Here is a 17187-nt window from a genome sequence, read left to right as displayed (position 1 = left end):
GAGCTACACGCAGTTCACGCAGCTTCAGGCGCCGAACAACGCCGAAGTCCGCGATTCGGAAAGCCAATGCGCGCGCTTTCTCCCGGCAATTGACCGAAGCTCCAGGAGTTTTCCAAACGACGCCCAACCAGCTCAGTCACGTCGCTCGAAAACGGGAACTGCCTGAAGTCAAGCATCCGCTCCACGCGCAACAGATCGAATCATGCCCAAGCGGTGGCTGGTGCTCCGTCAGGGAGCCTTTCCGTCGCGTCATGCAAATGCTCCCGATTTGGCTGGGTAAAATTGCCTTTTCTGCCAAGAAGGAATCCTGCGACCATAAAAATGAAAGCCGTGCTTGGGTTGGATGGGTCCTGAGCGGCGCCAAATAAAATTGCATGAACCGCCCCAAGTTTTTGAACGACTCAGTGAAGGAACGGAAATGGATCTGACGGAAGACGAGATTGGCGACCTCCTCGGTGCCATTGCCGCCCGGATTCCAAGAAGCGCGGCGGAACGGGCCATGCAAGTCATATACGAAGGCTTCAGCCTTTCCGTGCGGAACTATGTCTGGAAAAATTGGACCCGGGACACGCATATCATCGAGGAGGTCGTGCAAGACACGCTTTTCGAGGTTTGGCGGCAACCCGAACGCTTCCGGGGCGAGTCCCGCTTCAAGACCTGGCTGCTGGGCATCGCTCGCAACAAGGCGGTCGACAAACTGCGCAAGTCTCGCCCGACAGAGGATCTCTCCGAGGAACTGGAGCAGACCCTGGCGGCCGAAATGCCGACCATCACCGACGTGATCGCTGTCGAGCAAATCCGAATGAGCCTGAGGGCCTGCATGGACAGCCTCACGGTAGCCGGTCGGCTGTCGCAGGCGCACCGAGAGATCCTGCATCTGGCCTATGTGGAAGATCTGGACATCGCAGAAATGGCGCAGATCGTCCAGTGTCCGGAAAATACGGTGAAGACTCGCCTCCACCATGCGCGATTGCGCATCAAAGATTGCATGAGCCGTCGCCTCCTAAGCGGAGAATGCCATGATCAATGAACAGCCCGAGCGAGAACGCTTCGAGCAATTGCTGCCAGGATATGTGTGCAACCGGTTGGATCGCTCGGACCGCGAGTGGCTGGAACAGTTTGTCCGTGCGCACCCCGAACTCGCTACACACGTGGCAATCGAAGAGGGTCTGCGCGATGTGCTCCGCTCGGAAATTCCCAGAGCGCCTGGACGTCAGGGTTTGGAAGGCTTTATGGCGTGCGTTCGCGCGGATGGCAAGGCACCGTCGTCGAACTGGCTACAAAGATTCCGCGAGAGCTTTGCACTGCCCATGATGAAACCAGCGTGGGCTGCCCTGGGAACCCTTGTGATCGTCCAGAGCGGAATCATCGCGTTTCTTGTTGCTGCCCGAAGCGGCACGGGGGAACTGCTGATGAGCGAAGCCGAGCCGGTGCCGTGGCGTTCAGTCAGTCCGGCACCCGCGGCGCCAAGCGGGCCCGTGCTGCAAATCAGCTTCAAACCCACGGCAACGGAGGCGGAAATCCGCCTTCTTCTGGTAAGGATTCGCGGCAGCATCGTCGCCGGCCCAGGCCAGTTGGGCCACTACATCGTACGCATCGAGGACGGCCAAGTGGCAGCCACGGCTCAGGAGCTGTCGACCCATCCAATCCTCGAAGCCGTCGAGGTGCTACCGGAAATTCCCCAAAAAGACTGATGGCTCATGAGCAAAGTGCTGGGGAGAGTCTCAAAACCGCGGGCATCGGCCAGCGCCCTCTTGCTGACCTCGATGTTGGTGTTGTCCCCATTCGCCGCGGGCGAGCCGGGCCGGCCGGCCGAGCCCCCCAAGTGGGTGGCACTGGTGATCGGCAACGGCGCCTATCCTTCCAGCCGGCTCAGGAACCCCGCCAATGACGCTATGGCGGTGGCGGAATCCCTCAAGGAACTGGGTTTCGACGTGGACCTGCAGACGGACTTGGACCAGAAAGCCATGTTGCAGAAGGTGTTCGATTTCTACCATCAGAAGGCCACGCGGAGCACCGTTCGGCTGATCTACTACGCCGGCCACGGCGCGCAGTACAACGGCCACAACTACCTGATGCCCGTAGACGCCAACTTCGGGCTGGAAACGGATATCCCCCGCACCGGCTTCCTGTTGGACGAATTGCGGCGTAGCCTGGACGAGCTCGGCCAAGGCGTCAGCCTGATCATTCTGGACACCTGCCGCATCCGCCTCTGCCCGCTGGGCCGCTGCCGTGGCGCAGCAAGCGGCCTCGATCTGGGCGCCGAAAACCGCTCCAGCGGTACTCTCATCGCCTATTCCACGGGACTTGGTAAACCTGCCAGCGATGGCCCGGAAGAAGACCATAGTCTCTATACTCACGCCTTGCTGGAACTCCTGCCAATTCCAGGGCTGTCGGTGGAAAAGCTCTTCCGCCGACTCAACGAGGAAGTCTTCAGGCGCAGCCAGGGACGGCAAAAACCAGAGTTCGTCGACGGTCTCATGGGGGACGAACTCTGCCTCCGTTCCGGTCCAAGCGGGACCTGTCCCGCCGTCTGACATGCCTTAGGCGCAGCCTGCTCCCGAGGCCAGTTCAATTTGTCACGGGGCTAAAGCAAAGCGCGCGGTTCCTGGGACCGAAGCCCCTGGCGGACCCGCGACGCCTGTCAAGCAGGGACTACCAGGAGCGTACGTCGCCGGTATCCATATGGATGAAATCGGACGCCCGGTAGTAGCCTACGCCGCCTTGCTCCAGGGCCAGCGCGGCAGTACGCAGGCTGCGCGTGCTCACATCCTCTGTGCGCAGGTCGATGGCCTTGCCCTGGATGTGCAGGCTGTGCTCGGCCACGCCGTGGCTGACCTTGCGCAGCATGGCGTTGGTTTCGGCTGAGCGGTAGCCGGAGATGATGTTGAACTCGCCGCGGCCGCGGGTCAGCACGGTAACGGCGTAGAGCAGGTCGAGCAGGGCCGGGTCCATGTTACGCACCTGATCAGAATGATGATCGCGCAAAAAATAGTTGAAGCGGGTCAACAATCGCCGGTCGTAGTTCTCCTGCGGGCAGCAGACGAAGCTCAGTTCCTCTTGGGTGTGGGTGTTGTAAAGGCTTATCCGGCGTTCCCTGCTGATGGCCTTGGCAAAGGCCTCGGTGGATGGCAGCAGCATGGTACCTGCCGCCGCGACGCCCACCCGCGTCAGAAAGCCCCGGCGGCTGATGCCGCGGCGCCCCTGGGGGTGCTTCAGATTATGCAACTTCATTCACTACAGTCCTCTCTCTATAGTCGCCGCTTGGTAAGCGGCAGCTCGGGGCTTCCAAAACAGCCCCGTTCAGACGGGCAACACTTTACTGACGAACTCACCACCAAATCAAGACTTCATTGCAACAAAAGTTTGCAGCATTTGCGCCAAACACGCGCTAGCGGCTCCAAGCATAGCAGTAGCTCATTGATTTTTCGAAGTTGATCGAAAAAGAGAGATCAGGCGTCAGGAAGGATGGCATCGAAATTTGCCGCCTGCTGGTGCGCCGGATCCGGCTGCGCACCATCACGGAGCAACTGGCAGGTCTGCATACCCGCTGCCCGCGCAGCGTCCAGTTCCGCGCCAATGTCGGAAAGAAACAGCATGTCGGCCGGCGCCATGCCTGCTGCCTCGGCGATCCGGGTATAGGACGAAGCCTCCTGCTTGGCGCCAATATGGGTATCGAAATATCCGGAGAACAGGGGCGTCAAATCCCCATACACCGTGTGTCCGAAAAGCAGCTTCTGCGCATACACCGAGCCCGAGGAATAGACGTAGAGCTTCAGGCCCTGCTCCGTCCATTCCCGCAGCTTGCGGGCAGCATCCTCGTAGATGTGGCCCTGGAAGTCTCCATTGCGGTAGCCCGCCTCCCAGATCAGGCCCTGCAGCGACTTGAGGGGCGTGGCCTTGCGGTCGGCGTCGATCCAGGCGAGCAATTGCTCCACCGCGTCTTCATCGCTCAGGGCTCTGCCGGCCAGATCCACGGTGTCTTTAAGCAAGCCACGCACCGTCGCCTCCTGGGCATGCCCACGGACGAACTCCGGCAGATGAGAGCGGGCATACGGGAACAGCACATCCTTGACGAAGGACAACGAGGACGTGGTGCCCTCGATGTCGGTGACGACAGCTCGGATCATGCCGGCTCCGCCAGAAAGGCGTCCAGCCTGGGGAAGCGCTCGGCGATATCGCTACCGGTGAACTGCGCCACCCAGCCCTCCGGCGTGGTGAATAGACGGATGCACTTGAGTTCGGGGAACTCGCCCATGTCGAACCAATGCTTTACGTTGGCTGGCACGCTGATGAGATCGCCCTGCTCGCACAGCACGGCATACACCTTGTCGTCCGGATGCAGGAAGAACAGCCCCCTGCCCTCGACAAAAAAGCGCACTTCGAAATCCGTGTGTATGTGCTCGGACAGGAACTTGGCCCGCAGTTCGGCACGCTGAGGGTTGTCGGGACGCACACTGATCACGTCCGCCGATTGAAAGCCATAGAACTCCTTCAGCCGCGCCACCGGTTCGGCATAGGCGGCGAGGATCTCATCCTGGCTGGCGTCCGACGCCAGGGCGCAACCGGCGGTCCACTGCTCGAAGGTGACGCCGATCTGGCTAAGTCGCTGTGCAATCTCGTCCGGCTGATCGAGCACCTCGGTCCGTTCGGGACCGCTGTCGGGGAAAATTTTCAATAGGCTCATGATGGCTTGGCTCCGTGTAGGCGCGTTTCCAGGTCGAACAGGAACTCCAGGGCCTCCACGTGACGGAGGGCGTCTTTCACGCTGCTGCCCCAGGTATAGAAGCCGTGGCCGGCGATGATATAGGCCATGAGGTCCGGGTGGTCCTCCATGTAATTTTCCACCTGAGCCGTCAAGCGCGCGATGTTCTGGTCGTTGCCGAAAATGGGTACGACAACCCGTGCTTGATGGGTGTCGATGCCTTCCAGGGCCTTCAGCAGTTCATAGTCCTCCAGGACCACTTCCCCCGTGAACCAGCGCGAAATCAGGGTGGCGCTGGGCGAATGAGGATGCAAGACCGCGCCCACCCCCGGGAACCGCCGATAAAGCGAGGTGTGCAAAAGGGTTTCCGCCGACGGCTTGCCACCGTCCAGGGAATGCCCGCCGGCATCCACCAGCATGATGTCCTCCCGCTTCAGATCGCCTTTGTGCCGTCCCGACACCGTAATGGCGATCCGCCCGTCGGAGAGCCGCGCCGAGAAATTGCCGCTGGTGGCGGGCACCCAGCCGCGCGCGTGGATGAAGTGCCCGGCCTCGATCAATTCATCGGCGCGGGCCAGAAACTCGTCGTGGGACACGATGGCCTCATGGAAAAACGCGAAGCGCCGATTGTAAGGCCCCGGCGTCCCTATCTCAAACTCCGAAAAGCATGCGCAGGCAATACAGGCCCATTGCTCTTATACTATGCAAGTTGATTTTGGCGCACGCCATTGCGCTGAGCTTATCGATCTTCGAGGCGAGGTTCTTCCCATGTGTCTGGCTATACCCATGCAAATCACCCGGATCGAAGGTCTGCAGGCCCGCTGCGCTGCCCGTGGCGTCGAGCGGGACGTCAGCCTGTTCCTGCTTCAGGACGAGCCGCCGCAACAGGGTGATTACGTTCTGATCCATGTCGGCTACGCCATTCAGAAGCTCACGGCGGAAGAAGCGCAGTCTGCCTGGGAGTTGTTCGACCAGATGGGCGGGGAAGAAATCCTGAGTGCATGAGCTTTCCCTGTGCGACGATTTGATGCGGCAGGTGACCGCACTCGCCGCCGAGCACCGGGCGCGCCGGGTCGCCAGCATCACCTTGAGGATGGGTCCGCTTTCAGGGGTCGAGCCGGACCTGCTGCGTAACGCTTTCGAGATCAGCCGGGCGGGGAGCGTCGCGGAAACCGCCGAACTGCTCATCGAGCCCCAACCGGTGCGGGTGCGATGTCGCCGCTGCGGCGCCGAGTCCGAGGCAAGCGTCAACAATCTACTGTGCCGCGCCTGCGGCGCGTTCGAAACGGCCCTGATCAGCGGGGACGAGTTGATTCTCGCCCGCGTGGAACTGTTGAACGAGGAATGAGGGCTTTCCCTCAGTGAGGTAACCAGTCATGTGTGACACCTGCGGCTGTAATATCACGTCCGGAAACCGCCATCTGTTGTTGGACATGCCCAAGGCAACCACCCCGGTCTCCGTGCTGAGCACTCTGCTCGCCCATAACGATAAACAGGCGGAAACCAACCGCGCCCGCCTGGACCGGCAAGGCATCCTCGCGGTCAACCTGATGTCCTCGCCGGGTTCGGGAAAAACGGCCCTGCTGGAGGCCACCATCGCCCAACTCAAGAGCCGCCTGCGGATTGCTGTGATTGAGGGCGATCTGGAGACCGAAAACGACGCGGCGCGTATCCGCGCCCAAGGCGTCGTCGCCCACCAGATCACCACGGGCACTGCCTGCCACCTGGACGCTCATCTGGTGGAAGGGGCGCTCGACCAAATCGACCTCGGCCAGATCGACCTACTGTTCATCGAGAACGTCGGCAACCTGGTCTGCCCGGCCAGCTTCGACCTCGGCCATCATCTGAACGTCACCCTTCTTTCAGTGACCGAAGGCGACGACAAGCCCGCCAAGTACCCCGTCATGTTCCGCGCGGCAGATCTGATGCTGGTCACCAAGAGCGACCTGCTGCCCCACCTGGATGACTTCTCGCCGCAGCGCGCCGAGCAGCACCTCAGGGCCCTGGCCAACCCCGCCCCGGTGCTCACCTTGTCCTCGCGCAAGAATCAAGGCATGGAGGTTTGGCTGCAGTGGCTGCAGGAGCAGGTGGTTGCGCACAAATCGCGGGTCGCGCAGCAGGAAACCCTGAAGCCCAGGGTGCAGAAAGAGGGACGTGCGCTGCACCAGGCTGCGCCGGCCGTCCGCTTCCGCCCGGTCAAGCCGGTACACGACCATGTCGACTAGCGCGAAGGACTGGCTGGAGCGCATCCGCGCCCTGCCCCTGCCGCCCCGCATCCGGGTGATGAACGTGTGTGGAGGCCACGAGCGCTCCATCAGCATGGCGGGCCTTCGCCGCGCCCTGCCCGCCAGCATCGAACTGATCCCGGGCCCCGGGTGTCCCGTGTGCGTATGCCCCGAGGAGGACATTTACCAGGCCATCCAGTTGGCGCTCCAGGAGGACGTGGTCCTGGTGGCTTTCGGCGACATGCTCCGGGTCCCGGTCAACACCCCGAAGGACACGGTAAGGTCTCTGGAACAGGCGCGTGCCGCTGGCGCCGACATCCGGCCCATCGCCTCGCCCCTGGAAGCGGTGAGAATCGCTCGCGAGGCGGCGCCACGCCGCGTGGTGTTTTTCGTCGCGGGCTTCGAGACCACCTGCGCGCCGGTGGCTGGCATGATTGCCGAGGGCCTGCCCGAGAACCTGCTGCTGCTCATGAGCGGCCGACTCACCTGGCCCGCCGTGCAATTATTGCTGGACTCGGAAGACCCCGGCTTCGATGCCTTAATCGCGCCGGGCCACGTATCCACGGTCATGGGCCCGGAGGAATGGTCGTTCGTGGTGGAAAAGCACGGCCTGCCCGCAGCGGTGGCCGGCTTCACCCCGGAAAGCCTCCTGGCCGCCACCTACTCGGTGCTGAGGCAGCACATCGAACAGCGACCCTTCCTGGACAACTGCTACAGCCAGGCGGTGAAACCTGGCGGCAACGCTCTGGCGCGCCGGTTGTTGAGCGAAACCATGGATATCGTGGAGGCGCCCTGGCGCGGTATCGGCCACATTGCCGCCTCGGGGCTCGAACTGAAGCCCGATTACGCCACCCACAATGCCCGCAAGGTGCTGCCCGATTACGCCGAGCCGACCCGCCGACGGGCCGGCGAGATGCCCCCCGGCTGCGATTGCGCCCGGGTCGTGCTGGGAAAGATCACCCCCACCCAGTGCCGCATCTACGGCCAGCCGTGCACGCCACGTAACCCCGTGGGACCTTGCATGGTTTCCGACGAGGGCGCTTGCCATATCTGGTGGACCTCGGGCCAGCGCAAGGACGAGGCGGCCTGAGTCTTTCCTAGCCAGCCCGGCGGCCACATGACGACGCCCACATTGGAGGGAACGACAGGAAACGGCGTCTCTGCAAAATCCCTGACCGTCACCGGTAGAGTCCAGGGGGTCGGCTTCAGGCCCTTTGTGAACCGGCTAGCCCTGCGGCTGCAACTGAACGGATGGGTTCGCAATAGCGTCGGGCAGGTCGAGATACTTGTGCAGGGAAGCCCCGACGCCATCAAGGCCTTCGAACACCTGCTGGTGGCCGAGGCCCCTCCCCTCGCCCGTCCCGAACGGGTTTCATCCCAAACCGTGTCGCCTGAGCCACTGGGCGGCTTCGTCATACTGCACAGCGAGGCGCGGGGTGAGGCGCGGAACCACATTCCCCCCGACTATTTTCTCTGCGATGACTGCCTGGCCGAAATGCAGGATCCGGCGCAGCGCCGCTACCGCTATCCCTTCATCAACTGTACCCAGTGCGGACCGCGCTATACCATCATTGACCGCCTGCCCTACGACCGCCCCCATACCAGCATGGCGGGCTTTCCTCTGTGTTCCGATTGCCGCCGCGAATACGAGGATCCCGCGGACCGCCGCTACCATGCGCAGCCCTTGGCCTGCCCGGTCTGCGGACCGAAACTGCTCTTTCGCGGAGGCGGCAGCGCGATCACCGACACGGAGATGGCTCTTGCAGCCTGCGTCGATGCGCTTCGGCGCGGCCTGATCGTCGCCGCCAAGGGGGTGGGTGGCTATCATCTGCTCTGCGATGCCAGTCAGGAAGCCGCCGTGGCTCGCCTTCGGGATCGCAAGCATCGCCCGCACAAGCCCTTCGCGGTGATGCTGCCGTGGCATGGCGACGATGGACTCGCCTGGGTGATGAAACTTGCAGACCCGGCCCCCGAGCAATTGGCCTTGCTGCGCGACCCCTTGCGTCCCATCGTGCTGGTGCCCGCCCGTGAGGACAGCACCTTGGCCCCCTCGGTGGCACCGGGCATGGCGGAAATCGGCCTGATGCTGCCCTATAGTCCGCTGCACCATTTAATTCTCGGGGACTTCCGAGGCCCCCTCGTGGCCACATCGGCCAACCTGAGCGGCGAGCCTGTACTCACCGATCCGGATGAGGCGGAACAACGGCTGGGCAATATCGCCGATGCCTTCCTACACCATGATCGCCCCATTCGTCGCCCGGCGGATGATGCCGTGTTTCGATCCATCGCGGGAGCCCCCCGCCCGCTCCGCCTAGGCCGCGGTTGCGCCCCACTGGAACTCGCCTTGCCGGTTTCAAGCCCACAGCCTCTGCTCGCCCTAGGCGGACAGATGAAGAACACCGTGACCCTAGCCTGGGGGGAACGCGCGGTCATTTCGCCCCACGTAGGCGAACTGGGCTCACGGCGCAGCCAAGCCGTATTCGAGCAACTGACGCGGGAACTGGCGGACCTGTACGGTGTGAAGCCCGAAATCATCGCCTGCGACGCCCACCCGGATTACGCCAATACCCGCTGGGCCCAGGCGACGGGACTGCCTGTGGTTCGCGTGTATCACCATCACGCTCATGCCTCGGCCCTCGCGGGCGAACTTGGCGCAATCGAGAACCCCATGCTGGTGTTCACCTGGGATGGCACCGGGTACGGCGAGGATGGCAGCATCTGGGGCGGCGAGGCTCTATGGGGCCGTCCGGGCGATTGGACACGCGTCGCATCGTGGCGACCATTCAGACTCCCCGGAGGCGATCAGGCCAGCCGGCAACCCTGGCGCTCGGCCCTTGCTCTCCTTTGGGAGGTCGGGTTTGACACTCCGCTGGAGAGGCCAGAGGCCGCCCTCTTGCGCCAGGCGTGGGAGCGCGGCCTCAACTGCCCGGTCTCGTCGTCCGTAGGCCGAATCTTTGACGCAGCCGCGGCCATGACCGGCCTGATGCAGGAGTGCAGCTTCGAGGGACAGGCAGCGATGTGCCTGGAGGCCATCAGTGACTACGGCGCGCCACCCATCCCCCTGGCCCTGGAACTTGGGCACGCAGGCCTCCTGCATAGCGATTTCGCACCACTCCTATCCATGCTGTGCGATACCTCTCTCAGCGTGGCCGAGCGCGGCGGCATTTTCCATGCGTCCCTGGCCCGTGCGATGCTCGATCAGGCCGTGGTCTTACGCGAGGCAAAGGGCTTCAGCAGGGTTGGCTTATGCGGTGGGGTCTTTCAGAATCGGCTCTTGACTGAAATGGCCATACGATACCTGTCTGCGGAAGAATTCGAGGTCGCCATCCCGAAACGGGTGCCGGCCAACGATGCCGGGTTGTCCTTCGGCCAAGCCGTGGAAGCCATGGCCCGCCTCGCCGGGAACGAGAGAAGGTGATTGAACACGGATGGGACACCGAAGGTTATAATGCCGGCTTTTTCAAGACTCGGACTCCCCCATGTCTCAATTCGACAATGTCACCGTCCTGAAGCAGGCGAACGTTTATTTCGACGGCAAGTGCGTCAGCCATACCGTACTTTTTCCCGATGGGACCCGCAAAACGCTGGGGGTGCTCATGCCGTCCATCCTGGTGTTCAATACGGCCGCCCCGGAAATCATGGAAATTACCGGCGGCCACTGCAGGGTGCGGCTGAGCGGCGAGAGTGAATGGACGTCGTACGGCCCCGAGCAGACCTTCAGCGTCCCGGCAGATAGCCGCTTCGAGATAGAAGCCACGGATGTGGTGAATTATATCTGCCACTTCGGCTGAGACGGGACTTGCATGGGTATGCCACCGTCACCAGGTGAGCCTTGCAAACAGAGGGGGCGATTCTGGGCCATCTCTTTCCTGGCCGTCACCCTGTTGGCTGGTTGTGCGAGCGCACCTAAGCAAAGCGAACACAGCGGCGACCATAAACAGGCCGCCCACGCCACCAGCCACCGGCACCGCGCCGCCTACAACCGCCCCTACGCGATCAAGGGACGGACCTATGTGCCGATGGACAGCGCCAAGGGCTACAAGGAGCGCGGACTGGCTTCCTGGTATGGCTGGGAGTCCGGCAACCGCACGGCCACCGGCGCGCACTTCGACCCGCGCCGTCTGACCGCAGCGCACCGAACGCTGCCTCTGCCGACGCGGGTGCGTGTCACCAATTTGCGCAACCGGCGCGCTATCGACGTGCTGGTGAATGACCGCGGCCCCTTTGTAACTGGCCGGATCATCGATCTATCTCAGGGGGCCGCGCGCGCACTCAAAATTGATGGCGTCGTGCCAGTGGAAGTGCGCGCCATCGACTGAGCGCCGGCGCGCGCCCGCTCAGCCCGCGGCGGCGACGCCTTCCGTCCGGTAATCGCCCTGCCAGAACTTCTCCAGCTGGTAGAACTCCCGGATCTGCGGCTTCATGACGTGCACGATCGCGTCACCCAGATCCACCAGAACCCATTCGCCGACGTTCTGTCCCTCCACGCCCAGCGGCGGGACATCATGCTCCTTGGCTTTTTCAACGACCTGGTCCGCCAGGGACTTCACATGGCGTTCCGAGGTGCCGCTGGCGATCACCATGTAGTCGGTAACGCTGGTCTTGGCGCGCACGTCAATGACTTTGACGTCTTTGGCTTTGCCGTCATCAAGCGCCTCCAGCACGACGGCCAACAATTCACTGCTCTGCATTGGATCCGACTGGCGCGGCCTCACTGTTGTGGCTTGATGTACACGTCCGCGCCGACCCGCAGTTGTTCCACAAAGGCCGCATACTCCTCCTGCCCCATGTTCTTTTGCAGATACTCGGTCGCCATTTCCAGCTCCTTGGGATCGACGCTCTGGGTGGTGCCATCCTTTACCGCCAGCACGCGGAACAGCACCTGATCGCCATTTTCCAGCACCAGCCGCTCCGGCCTGGCATTGCCAGCCTGCAACGGCCGCGGCGCCTTGAAGGCCGCAGCTACCAGCGGCAAAGGCAGCTTGTCGGTATTTCTCTGGAACGGTTGCGGCTGGTTCAAGCTCACCCCGGCGCCCTTAGCCAGGTCCGCCAAGGTGCCGTCGGTCTTGAGGCCAGCCAAGAGCTTGTCCGTCCGCTCCTTTGCCGCTTCGCGCGCCTTCTTGTCACGCAGCTTTGCGACGATTTCCTGCTTTACCGAGTCCAGCGGCTTGGCTGCGGCCGGCTGGTGCTCCTTCACGCGCACCACGTAAACCTTCTCGCCTCCGATTTCCACTGGCTCGCTATTCTTGCCGCTCAGCACGTCGGAATTGAAGGCTGCCTCCCGAACTTCCTTTTCGGCAGCAGCATCTGTTCCCAAATCGCGGGTGAACAACGCCGTCTCCTGGATCGACAGGTTCAGTGCCTTGGCAGCCGGCTCCAGAGTGTCCGGATGCTCGAAGCTCTGCTCCGTCAGAGTCTGCCCCAATTCGTAGAACTTGTTTTCTGCGGCGCTGCGCTTGAGGTTCTTGGCCAGTTCATCCCGCACCTCTTCGTAGCGCTTGGTCGAGGCCGGCTCGAGTTCCGTCACTTTGATCAGGTGGTAGCCGAAAGACGTCTTGACCGGCTCCGACAGGGCCCCCTTGCCCAGGGCAAAAGCCGCGTCGGCAAAATTCGGCTCCATCGCATCCTTGTTGATAAATCCCAGATCGCCACCCTTCTCCGCAGACAACTTGTCCTGAGACGCCTCCTTGGCCACCTTGGCAAAATCTTCACCTTTAGCCAGGCGCTGACGAATCTGTTGCGCCTTCTCCAGCGCCTTGGGGTCGTCCTCCGGATGTTCGGAATCCGTGGTGATAAGGATGTGGCTGACTTTACGGCGTTCCGGCGTGGTTAACTGGCTCTTTTGCTCTTCGTAAAGGGCCTTGATTTCGTCTTCGCCGGGTTCCATGGTACTGGCGATCTGCTCAAGCGAGAGTAGCAGGTACTGAACGGAAACCTTCTCCGGGGTTTGAAACTCCGCCGGGTTCTGCTCGTAGTAGGCCGCGATCTCCTGCTGGGGAATTTCACCCTCGAACTTGACCACGGGCAGGGTCAGGTACTCGATGCTGCGCTCCTGATTCCGCAGCCGGTAGAATTCGGACAGGTCTTTTTGCGTGGTAAAGCCCGTGTCACTGACGCTGCGCTGCAGTTGCTCCATCAGCAGGGCCTTGCGTATCTGCATGACGAATTGGGCAGCGCTGAGACCCTGGGAAGAGAGCATCAGGCGGTATTTCTCCTTGTCGAACTTCCCGTCGGTCTGGAAGTACGGCAGGGTCTGGATGAATGCCCGGACATCCTCGTCGCTGACGGCCAGGCCTTTATCCTGGGCATTCTGGGTGATGACCTCCTCCTTGATCACCCGGTTCAGCGCCTCGCGCTTCAACTCCGCTTCGTCGTACTGACCCAGGCCCACCAGATTAGCCAGACTCTGCTCGTAGACACGGTTCACATCGCGTTCAAAGATGTCGCGATCGCCGACCACGGCGACGGGAAGCTCCTTCCCGGAATCCAGATAATTTTGTATTCCCCACAAGGCGAATGGCACACAGATCAGAACCAGGATGATCCAGGCGAAAATTCCTTGTGCTCGGTTACGAATCGCTTGCAGCATAAATCCAGAACCTCATGCAGAAAATCTGTCGCGGCGCGGCTTTTCATCGCCCATAAAAAACCCCGCGACAATTGTCCGGGGTTTGTGAAATTGGCGGAGCGGACGGGGCTCGAACCCGCGACCCCCGGCGTGACAGGCCGGTATTCTAACCAACTGAACTACCGCTCCAAATTTGTTTTCTCTTGGTGGGTGCTGTAGGGATCGAACCTACGACCCTCGCCTTGTAAGGGCGATGCTCTCCCAGCTGAGCTAAGCACCCATTCCGTCACTCAAGAGCCGCCTAGTTTACAGCATCCTTTAGTGCTTTGCCAGGCTTGAATGAAGGAATTTTTGCTGCTTTGATCGTAATCGAATTTCCAGTCTGTGGATTGCGTCCCTGACGCTCGGCGCGCTCCTTGACCGCGAAGGAACCAAAACCCACCAGAGACACCGTGTCCCCTTTCTTCAGGGCATCCGTGACTGCATTCACCATCCCGTCCAGCGCGCGACCTGCGTCGGCCTTGGTCAGGTTGGCTGCATCTGCGATTGCCTCGATAAGTTCCGCTTTGTTCATTCATTCCCCCTGAAGATCAATAATGTGAAGTGGAGTGGTTCTTGACTCAACCTCTCGCACAGATAACGCCTTCCCGGCCACGCAAGAAATACTCGCCGGGCAATGTAGCAATAGTCCAAAAGCGCTGTCAAGGCGCATTCCGCCTGGGTTCCAGGGCATTTAAGCCCCACGCGAACAACTCGCCAGGATTCTTAAAGGCCTTGATGGACCCGCCTGGGCCGCTTTTGCGCAAACGCCGATCCCGACATCTGCAAGAAGGGGCCAAACCCGCGCCCTCCCTTGGAAATCCAAGCCTTCTGGCGTCTCGGACAACACGAACTCAAACATAGCAGGCCTTCCGCGCGCTGCCTAGGAATTTTGCCGGCCAATGACGGAATTCCCGGCAAAAAGCTAAAAAAACTGCCATTACCCATCAATGAGCCATCACGGTGCCGCCGGGTGCCATTTGCGCATCGCCTTCTACCGGCACGCCAGCTCCGACCTCCAGAGGTTCGGGCATATGCTGCAACGCTACTTTCAGTACTTCATCGATCCATCGCACGGGAATGACCTTCAGATCCTGCTTGATGTTCTTCGGGATCTCCGCCAAATCCTTTTCGTTTTCCTTCGGGATCAAAACCACCTCGATGCCGCCGCGGTGCGCCGCCAGCAATTTCTCCTTGAGTCCGCCTATGGGCAACACTTCGCCACGCAAGGTGATCTCGCCGGTCATGGCAACATCCGAACGGACCGGAATCTTGGTTAGCGCCGAGACTAGTGCGGTACACATGCCGATGCCGGCGCTGGGGCCATCCTTCGGTGTTGCACCTTCCGGCACGTGAATGTGCACGTCGTGCTTCTGATAGAACGCCGGATCGATGCCCAGCACTTCGGACCGGGTGCGTGCCACGGTCATGGCTGTATGGATGGACTCCTGCATGACTTCACCGAGTTTTCCGGTGTACGTCTGCTTGCCCGACCCGGGCATGATCACAGCCTCGATGGTCAGCAACTCGCCTCCCACCTCAGTCCAGGCCAGTCCGGTAACCTGGCCGATCTGGTCATTCTCCTCCGCGCGTCCATAACGGAAACGCTGCACACCCAGGTATTGATCCAGGTTCTTGTGGGTCACCATCACTTTCTTCGTGCTCGGCTTGAGCAACAGGTTCTTCACCACCTTTCGGCAAATCTTGGCGATTTCGCGCTCGAGACTGCGCACCCCTGCCTCGCGGGTGTAGTAGCGGATGATGTCGCGCACCGCCGATTCGCTGATCTGGATTTCCTTGTCCTTCAAACCATTGTTCTTGATCTGCTTGGGAATCAGATAACGCAGGGCGATGCTGACCTTTTCGTCCTCGGTGTATCCGGCGATGCGGATGACTTCCATGCGGTCGAGCAGAGGCGCGGGAATGTTCATGGTGTTGGCGGTCGCCACGAACATGACCTCCGACAGGTCGAAATCGACTTCAAGGTAGTGGTCATTGAACGTGTGGTTTTGCTCCGGATCAAGCACCTCAAGCAGGGCCGAGGCCGGATCGCCGCGGAAGTCCATGGCCATCTTGTCGATCTCGTCCAGCATGAACATGGGATTTCGGGTTTTCACCTTCGACAGGTTCTGCAGAATCTTCCCGGGCAGTGAACCAATATAGGTGCGGCGGTGTCCGCGGATCTCCGCCTCGTCGCGCACACCGCCCAAGGCCATACGCACGTACTTGCGGTTGGTTGCGCGTGCAATGGACTGGCCCAATGAGGTCTTGCCCACTCCGGGCGGGCCGACCAGGCACAGTATCGGACCCTTCATCTTCTTCACGCGCTGCTGAACCGCCAGGTATTCGAGGATGCGCTCCTTCACCTTGTCCAGCCCGAAGTGATCCGCTTCCAACACCTCTTCGGCCTTCTTCAGATCGTGACTGACCTTGGTCCGCTTCTTCCAGGGTACGCCCACCATCCAGTCGATGTAGTTACGCACCACGGTGGCTTCGGCGGACATGGGAGACATCAGCTTGAGCTTGTTCAGTTCGGCGTCGGCCTTGGCCCGCGCAGCAGGCGGCATGCCGGCTTTCTCGACCTTACGGGTCAGCTCGTCGATCTCGTTGGGGACATCGTCCATCTCCCCCAACTCCTTCTGGATCGCCTTCATCTGCTCGTTCAGGTAATACTCGCGCTGGTTCTTCTCCATCTGCTGCTTGACGCGGCCACGGATGCGCTTCTCCATCTCCAGCATGTCGACCTCGCCCTCCATGAGGGTCATCAGGCGTTCCAGCCTCGCGGCGATGTCGCCCATCTCGAGGATCGCCTGCTTGTCGTCAATCTTGATGGTCATGTGGGCGGCAATGGTATCCGCCAGCCGACTTGGATCATCGATACCCGACAAGGAGTTGAGTACTTCCGGCGGAATGCGCTTGTTGAGCTTGACATACTGGTCGAAAGTGTTGATCGCGGTGCGCGTGAGCACCTCGATCTCCGCTTCGGGCAAACCGAGCTCGTCGCTCAAGGGGGAAACCGAGGCCACATAATGCTTGTCGGATACCTTGAAGCTCTCGACCAGACTGCGCTGACCGCCCTCAACCAACACCTTGACGGTACCGTCCGGCAACTTCAAGAGTTGCAGGATGTTGGACAAGGTTCCGACACGATACAGATCGTCGAAGCCGGGATCGTCCACCTCCGCATCCTTTTGCGCCACCAGCAGGATTTGCTTGTTGTCGCGCATGGCGTTATCCAGCGCCTGAATGGATTTGTCGCGCCCCACGAACAGCGGGATGACCATGTGTGGATAAACCACAACGTCCCTCAGCGGCAGGACTGGAACCAGTTTTTCGGCGCTGTTCGCGCTGTCAGACGTCGCGTTTTCCATGGGGAACCTTCCGAGAATTGAATATACGATGGATCTTATATATGTGACGGTCTGTCAAAATACAAGACCAGCTGGAATTGTCGGGGCGAATGCCCGACACGCAATGATCCGAGCAGGCCGCATGACTGCGCGGCTGCACCCCGGTGAACTCGAGCTAGGCGGACTGGCACCCGGCCAGTCCGCCATCGCGATTTACCCTTCAGCGACTCACCCGCGGATGATCCGCTGCAGCCAGTCAAGGCACACTTCTGTGAAGTGCCCGGCTTGAAATTGCGCCAT

18 protein-coding genes and 2 tRNA genes are annotated in these 17187 nt (G+C 61.2%); 10 read left to right on the top strand and 10 right to left on the bottom strand.

Annotated features, from left to right (window positions below; translation table 11 throughout):
* Positions 1 to 418: 418 nt before the first annotated feature.
* From EK23_RS13065 to EK23_RS13055, 3 genes are read left to right on the top strand one after another with little or no spacing between them, the layout of a single operon-like run.
* A complete protein-coding gene (locus tag EK23_RS13065; RefSeq protein WP_045225818.1) occupies positions 419 to 1030 on the top strand; it encodes an RNA polymerase sigma factor in 612 nt (203 codons plus the stop codon).
* Positions 1020 to 1694, top strand: a complete 675-nt coding sequence (locus EK23_RS13060; protein WP_045225817.1) for an anti-sigma factor — start codon at positions 1020 to 1022, stop codon at positions 1692 to 1694. The genes EK23_RS13065 and EK23_RS13060 overlap by 11 nt, the downstream gene beginning before the upstream one ends.
* 6 nt (positions 1695 to 1700) lie before the next feature.
* Positions 1701 to 2537, top strand: coding sequence for a caspase family protein (locus EK23_RS13055; protein WP_052808161.1), 837 nt, complete (start codon positions 1701 to 1703; stop codon positions 2535 to 2537).
* A 118-nt stretch (positions 2538 to 2655) separates the two neighbouring features.
* Here the strand turns inward: EK23_RS13055 and EK23_RS13050 are convergent, their stop codons facing one another.
* The 4 genes from EK23_RS13050 to EK23_RS13035 all read right to left on the bottom strand — a co-directional run bounded on the left by EK23_RS13050 (position 2656) and on the right by EK23_RS13035 (position 5304).
* Positions 2656 to 3234 (bottom strand): YcbK family protein, encoded by a 579-nt coding sequence (locus tag EK23_RS13050; protein WP_045225816.1) that lies wholly within the window; start codon positions 3232 to 3234, stop codon positions 2656 to 2658.
* A 218-nt stretch (positions 3235 to 3452) separates the two neighbouring features.
* Positions 3453 to 4130, bottom strand: coding sequence for an acireductone synthase (gene mtnC / locus EK23_RS13045; protein WP_045225815.1), 678 nt, complete (start codon positions 4128 to 4130; stop codon positions 3453 to 3455).
* The gene (locus tag EK23_RS13040) at positions 4127 to 4687 is read right to left on the bottom strand and encodes a 1,2-dihydroxy-3-keto-5-methylthiopentene dioxygenase (RefSeq protein WP_045225814.1); all 561 of its coding nucleotides are present in this window, start codon (positions 4685 to 4687) and stop codon (positions 4127 to 4129) included. Before EK23_RS13040 ends, mtnC begins: the two co-directional genes overlap by 4 nt.
* Positions 4684 to 5304 carry a methylthioribulose 1-phosphate dehydratase gene (locus EK23_RS13035; protein WP_082054172.1) on the bottom strand — a complete coding sequence of 207 codons (621 nt, stop codon included), beginning with the start codon at positions 5302 to 5304 and terminating at the stop codon, positions 4684 to 4686. The genes EK23_RS13040 and EK23_RS13035 overlap by 4 nt, the downstream gene beginning before the upstream one ends.
* Before the next feature lie 169 nt (positions 5305 to 5473).
* On the opposite strand from EK23_RS13035, the gene EK23_RS13030 reads away from it, so the two are divergent.
* From EK23_RS13030 to EK23_RS13000, 7 genes are all read left to right on the top strand, one after another.
* Positions 5474 to 5710 (top strand): HypC/HybG/HupF family hydrogenase formation chaperone, encoded by a 237-nt coding sequence (locus EK23_RS13030; RefSeq protein ID WP_045225812.1) that lies wholly within the window; start codon positions 5474 to 5476, stop codon positions 5708 to 5710.
* On the top strand, positions 5703 to 6053 hold the full coding sequence (hypA, locus tag EK23_RS13025) for a hydrogenase maturation nickel metallochaperone HypA (protein ID WP_045225811.1): 351 nt from the start codon (positions 5703 to 5705) through the stop codon (positions 6051 to 6053). The genes EK23_RS13030 and hypA overlap by 8 nt, the downstream gene beginning before the upstream one ends.
* A gap of 28 nt (positions 6054 to 6081) precedes the next feature.
* Positions 6082 to 6930, top strand: coding sequence for a hydrogenase nickel incorporation protein HypB (gene hypB, locus EK23_RS13020; protein ID WP_045225810.1), 849 nt, complete (start codon positions 6082 to 6084; stop codon positions 6928 to 6930).
* Entirely contained in the window at positions 6920 to 8020 is a 1101-nt protein-coding gene (gene hypD, locus EK23_RS13015; RefSeq protein ID WP_045225809.1) for a hydrogenase formation protein HypD, read from the top strand. Before hypB ends, hypD begins: the two co-directional genes overlap by 11 nt.
* A 27-nt stretch (positions 8021 to 8047) precedes the next feature.
* Positions 8048 to 10348: a carbamoyltransferase HypF gene (hypF, locus tag EK23_RS13010; protein WP_045225808.1), complete on the top strand. Its 2301-nt coding sequence runs from the start codon at positions 8048 to 8050 to the stop codon at positions 10346 to 10348.
* A 61-nt stretch (positions 10349 to 10409) separates the two neighbouring features.
* Complete coding sequence (gene ppnP, locus EK23_RS13005; RefSeq protein ID WP_045225807.1) at positions 10410 to 10721, top strand: pyrimidine/purine nucleoside phosphorylase; 312 nt, start codon at positions 10410 to 10412, stop codon at positions 10719 to 10721.
* A gap of 18 nt (positions 10722 to 10739) precedes the next feature.
* Positions 10740 to 11249, top strand: coding sequence for a septal ring lytic transglycosylase RlpA family protein (locus EK23_RS13000; RefSeq protein ID WP_045225806.1), 510 nt, complete (start codon positions 10740 to 10742; stop codon positions 11247 to 11249).
* A gap of 18 nt (positions 11250 to 11267) precedes the next feature.
* Here the strand turns inward: EK23_RS13000 and rsfS are convergent, their stop codons facing one another.
* The 6 genes from rsfS to lon form a co-directional block, all read right to left on the bottom strand.
* Positions 11268 to 11621, bottom strand: coding sequence for a ribosome silencing factor (gene rsfS / locus EK23_RS12995; RefSeq protein WP_045225805.1), 354 nt, complete (start codon positions 11619 to 11621; stop codon positions 11268 to 11270).
* 20 nt (positions 11622 to 11641) lie between these two features.
* Positions 11642 to 13519, bottom strand: coding sequence for a SurA N-terminal domain-containing protein (locus tag EK23_RS12990; RefSeq protein ID WP_045225804.1), 1878 nt, complete (start codon positions 13517 to 13519; stop codon positions 11642 to 11644).
* A 91-nt stretch (positions 13520 to 13610) separates the two neighbouring features.
* Positions 13611 to 13687, bottom strand: a tRNA-Asp gene (locus EK23_RS12985).
* Between the two features lie 15 nt (positions 13688 to 13702).
* Positions 13703 to 13778, bottom strand: a tRNA-Val gene (locus EK23_RS12980).
* 21 nt (positions 13779 to 13799) lie between these two features.
* Positions 13800 to 14072, bottom strand: coding sequence for a non-specific DNA-binding protein Hbs (gene hbs, locus EK23_RS12975; RefSeq protein ID WP_045225803.1), 273 nt, complete (start codon positions 14070 to 14072; stop codon positions 13800 to 13802).
* 412 nt (positions 14073 to 14484) lie between these two features.
* The gene (lon, locus tag EK23_RS12970; RefSeq protein WP_045225802.1) at positions 14485 to 16908 is read right to left on the bottom strand and encodes an endopeptidase La; all 2424 of its coding nucleotides are present in this window, start codon (positions 16906 to 16908) and stop codon (positions 14485 to 14487) included.
* Positions 16909 to 17187 lie beyond the last annotated feature (279 nt).

It is taken from the genome of Methyloterricola oryzae (genome assembly GCF_000934725.1).
Classification (GTDB): domain Bacteria; phylum Pseudomonadota; class Gammaproteobacteria; order Methylococcales; family Methylococcaceae; genus Methyloterricola; species Methyloterricola oryzae.
Note: the sequence above shows the minus strand (reverse complement) of the source record. Positions and strands in the feature narration are given on the sequence as shown.

Coding starts and splice junctions, on each gene's coding strand:
- EK23_RS13065 (WP_045225818.1), top strand. CDS start 419: ATGGATCTGACGGAAGACGAGATTGGCGACCTCCTCGGTGCCATTGCC.
- EK23_RS13060 (WP_045225817.1), top strand. CDS start 1,020: ATGATCAATGAACAGCCCGAGCGAGAACGCTTCGAGCAATTGCTGCCA.
- EK23_RS13055 (WP_052808161.1), top strand. CDS start 1,701: ATGAGCAAAGTGCTGGGGAGAGTCTCAAAACCGCGGGCATCGGCCAGC.
- EK23_RS13050 (WP_045225816.1), bottom strand. CDS start 3,234: ATGAAGTTGCATAATCTGAAGCACCCCCAGGGGCGCCGCGGCATCAGC.
- mtnC (WP_045225815.1), bottom strand. CDS start 4,130: ATGATCCGAGCTGTCGTCACCGACATCGAGGGCACCACGTCCTCGTTG.
- EK23_RS13040 (WP_045225814.1), bottom strand. CDS start 4,687: ATGAGCCTATTGAAAATTTTCCCCGACAGCGGTCCCGAACGGACCGAG.
- EK23_RS13030 (WP_045225812.1), top strand. CDS start 5,474: ATGTGTCTGGCTATACCCATGCAAATCACCCGGATCGAAGGTCTGCAG.
- hypB (WP_045225810.1), top strand. CDS start 6,082: ATGTGTGACACCTGCGGCTGTAATATCACGTCCGGAAACCGCCATCTG.
- hypD (WP_045225809.1), top strand. CDS start 6,920: ATGTCGACTAGCGCGAAGGACTGGCTGGAGCGCATCCGCGCCCTGCCC.
- hypF (WP_045225808.1), top strand. CDS start 8,048: ATGACGACGCCCACATTGGAGGGAACGACAGGAAACGGCGTCTCTGCA.
- ppnP (WP_045225807.1), top strand. CDS start 10,410: ATGTCTCAATTCGACAATGTCACCGTCCTGAAGCAGGCGAACGTTTAT.
- EK23_RS13000 (WP_045225806.1), top strand. CDS start 10,740: ATGCCACCGTCACCAGGTGAGCCTTGCAAACAGAGGGGGCGATTCTGG.
- rsfS (WP_045225805.1), bottom strand. CDS start 11,621: ATGCAGAGCAGTGAATTGTTGGCCGTCGTGCTGGAGGCGCTTGATGAC.
- EK23_RS12990 (WP_045225804.1), bottom strand. CDS start 13,519: ATGCTGCAAGCGATTCGTAACCGAGCACAAGGAATTTTCGCCTGGATC.
- hbs (WP_045225803.1), bottom strand. CDS start 14,072: ATGAACAAAGCGGAACTTATCGAGGCAATCGCAGATGCAGCCAACCTG.
- lon (WP_045225802.1), bottom strand. CDS start 16,908: ATGGAAAACGCGACGTCTGACAGCGCGAACAGCGCCGAAAAACTGGTT.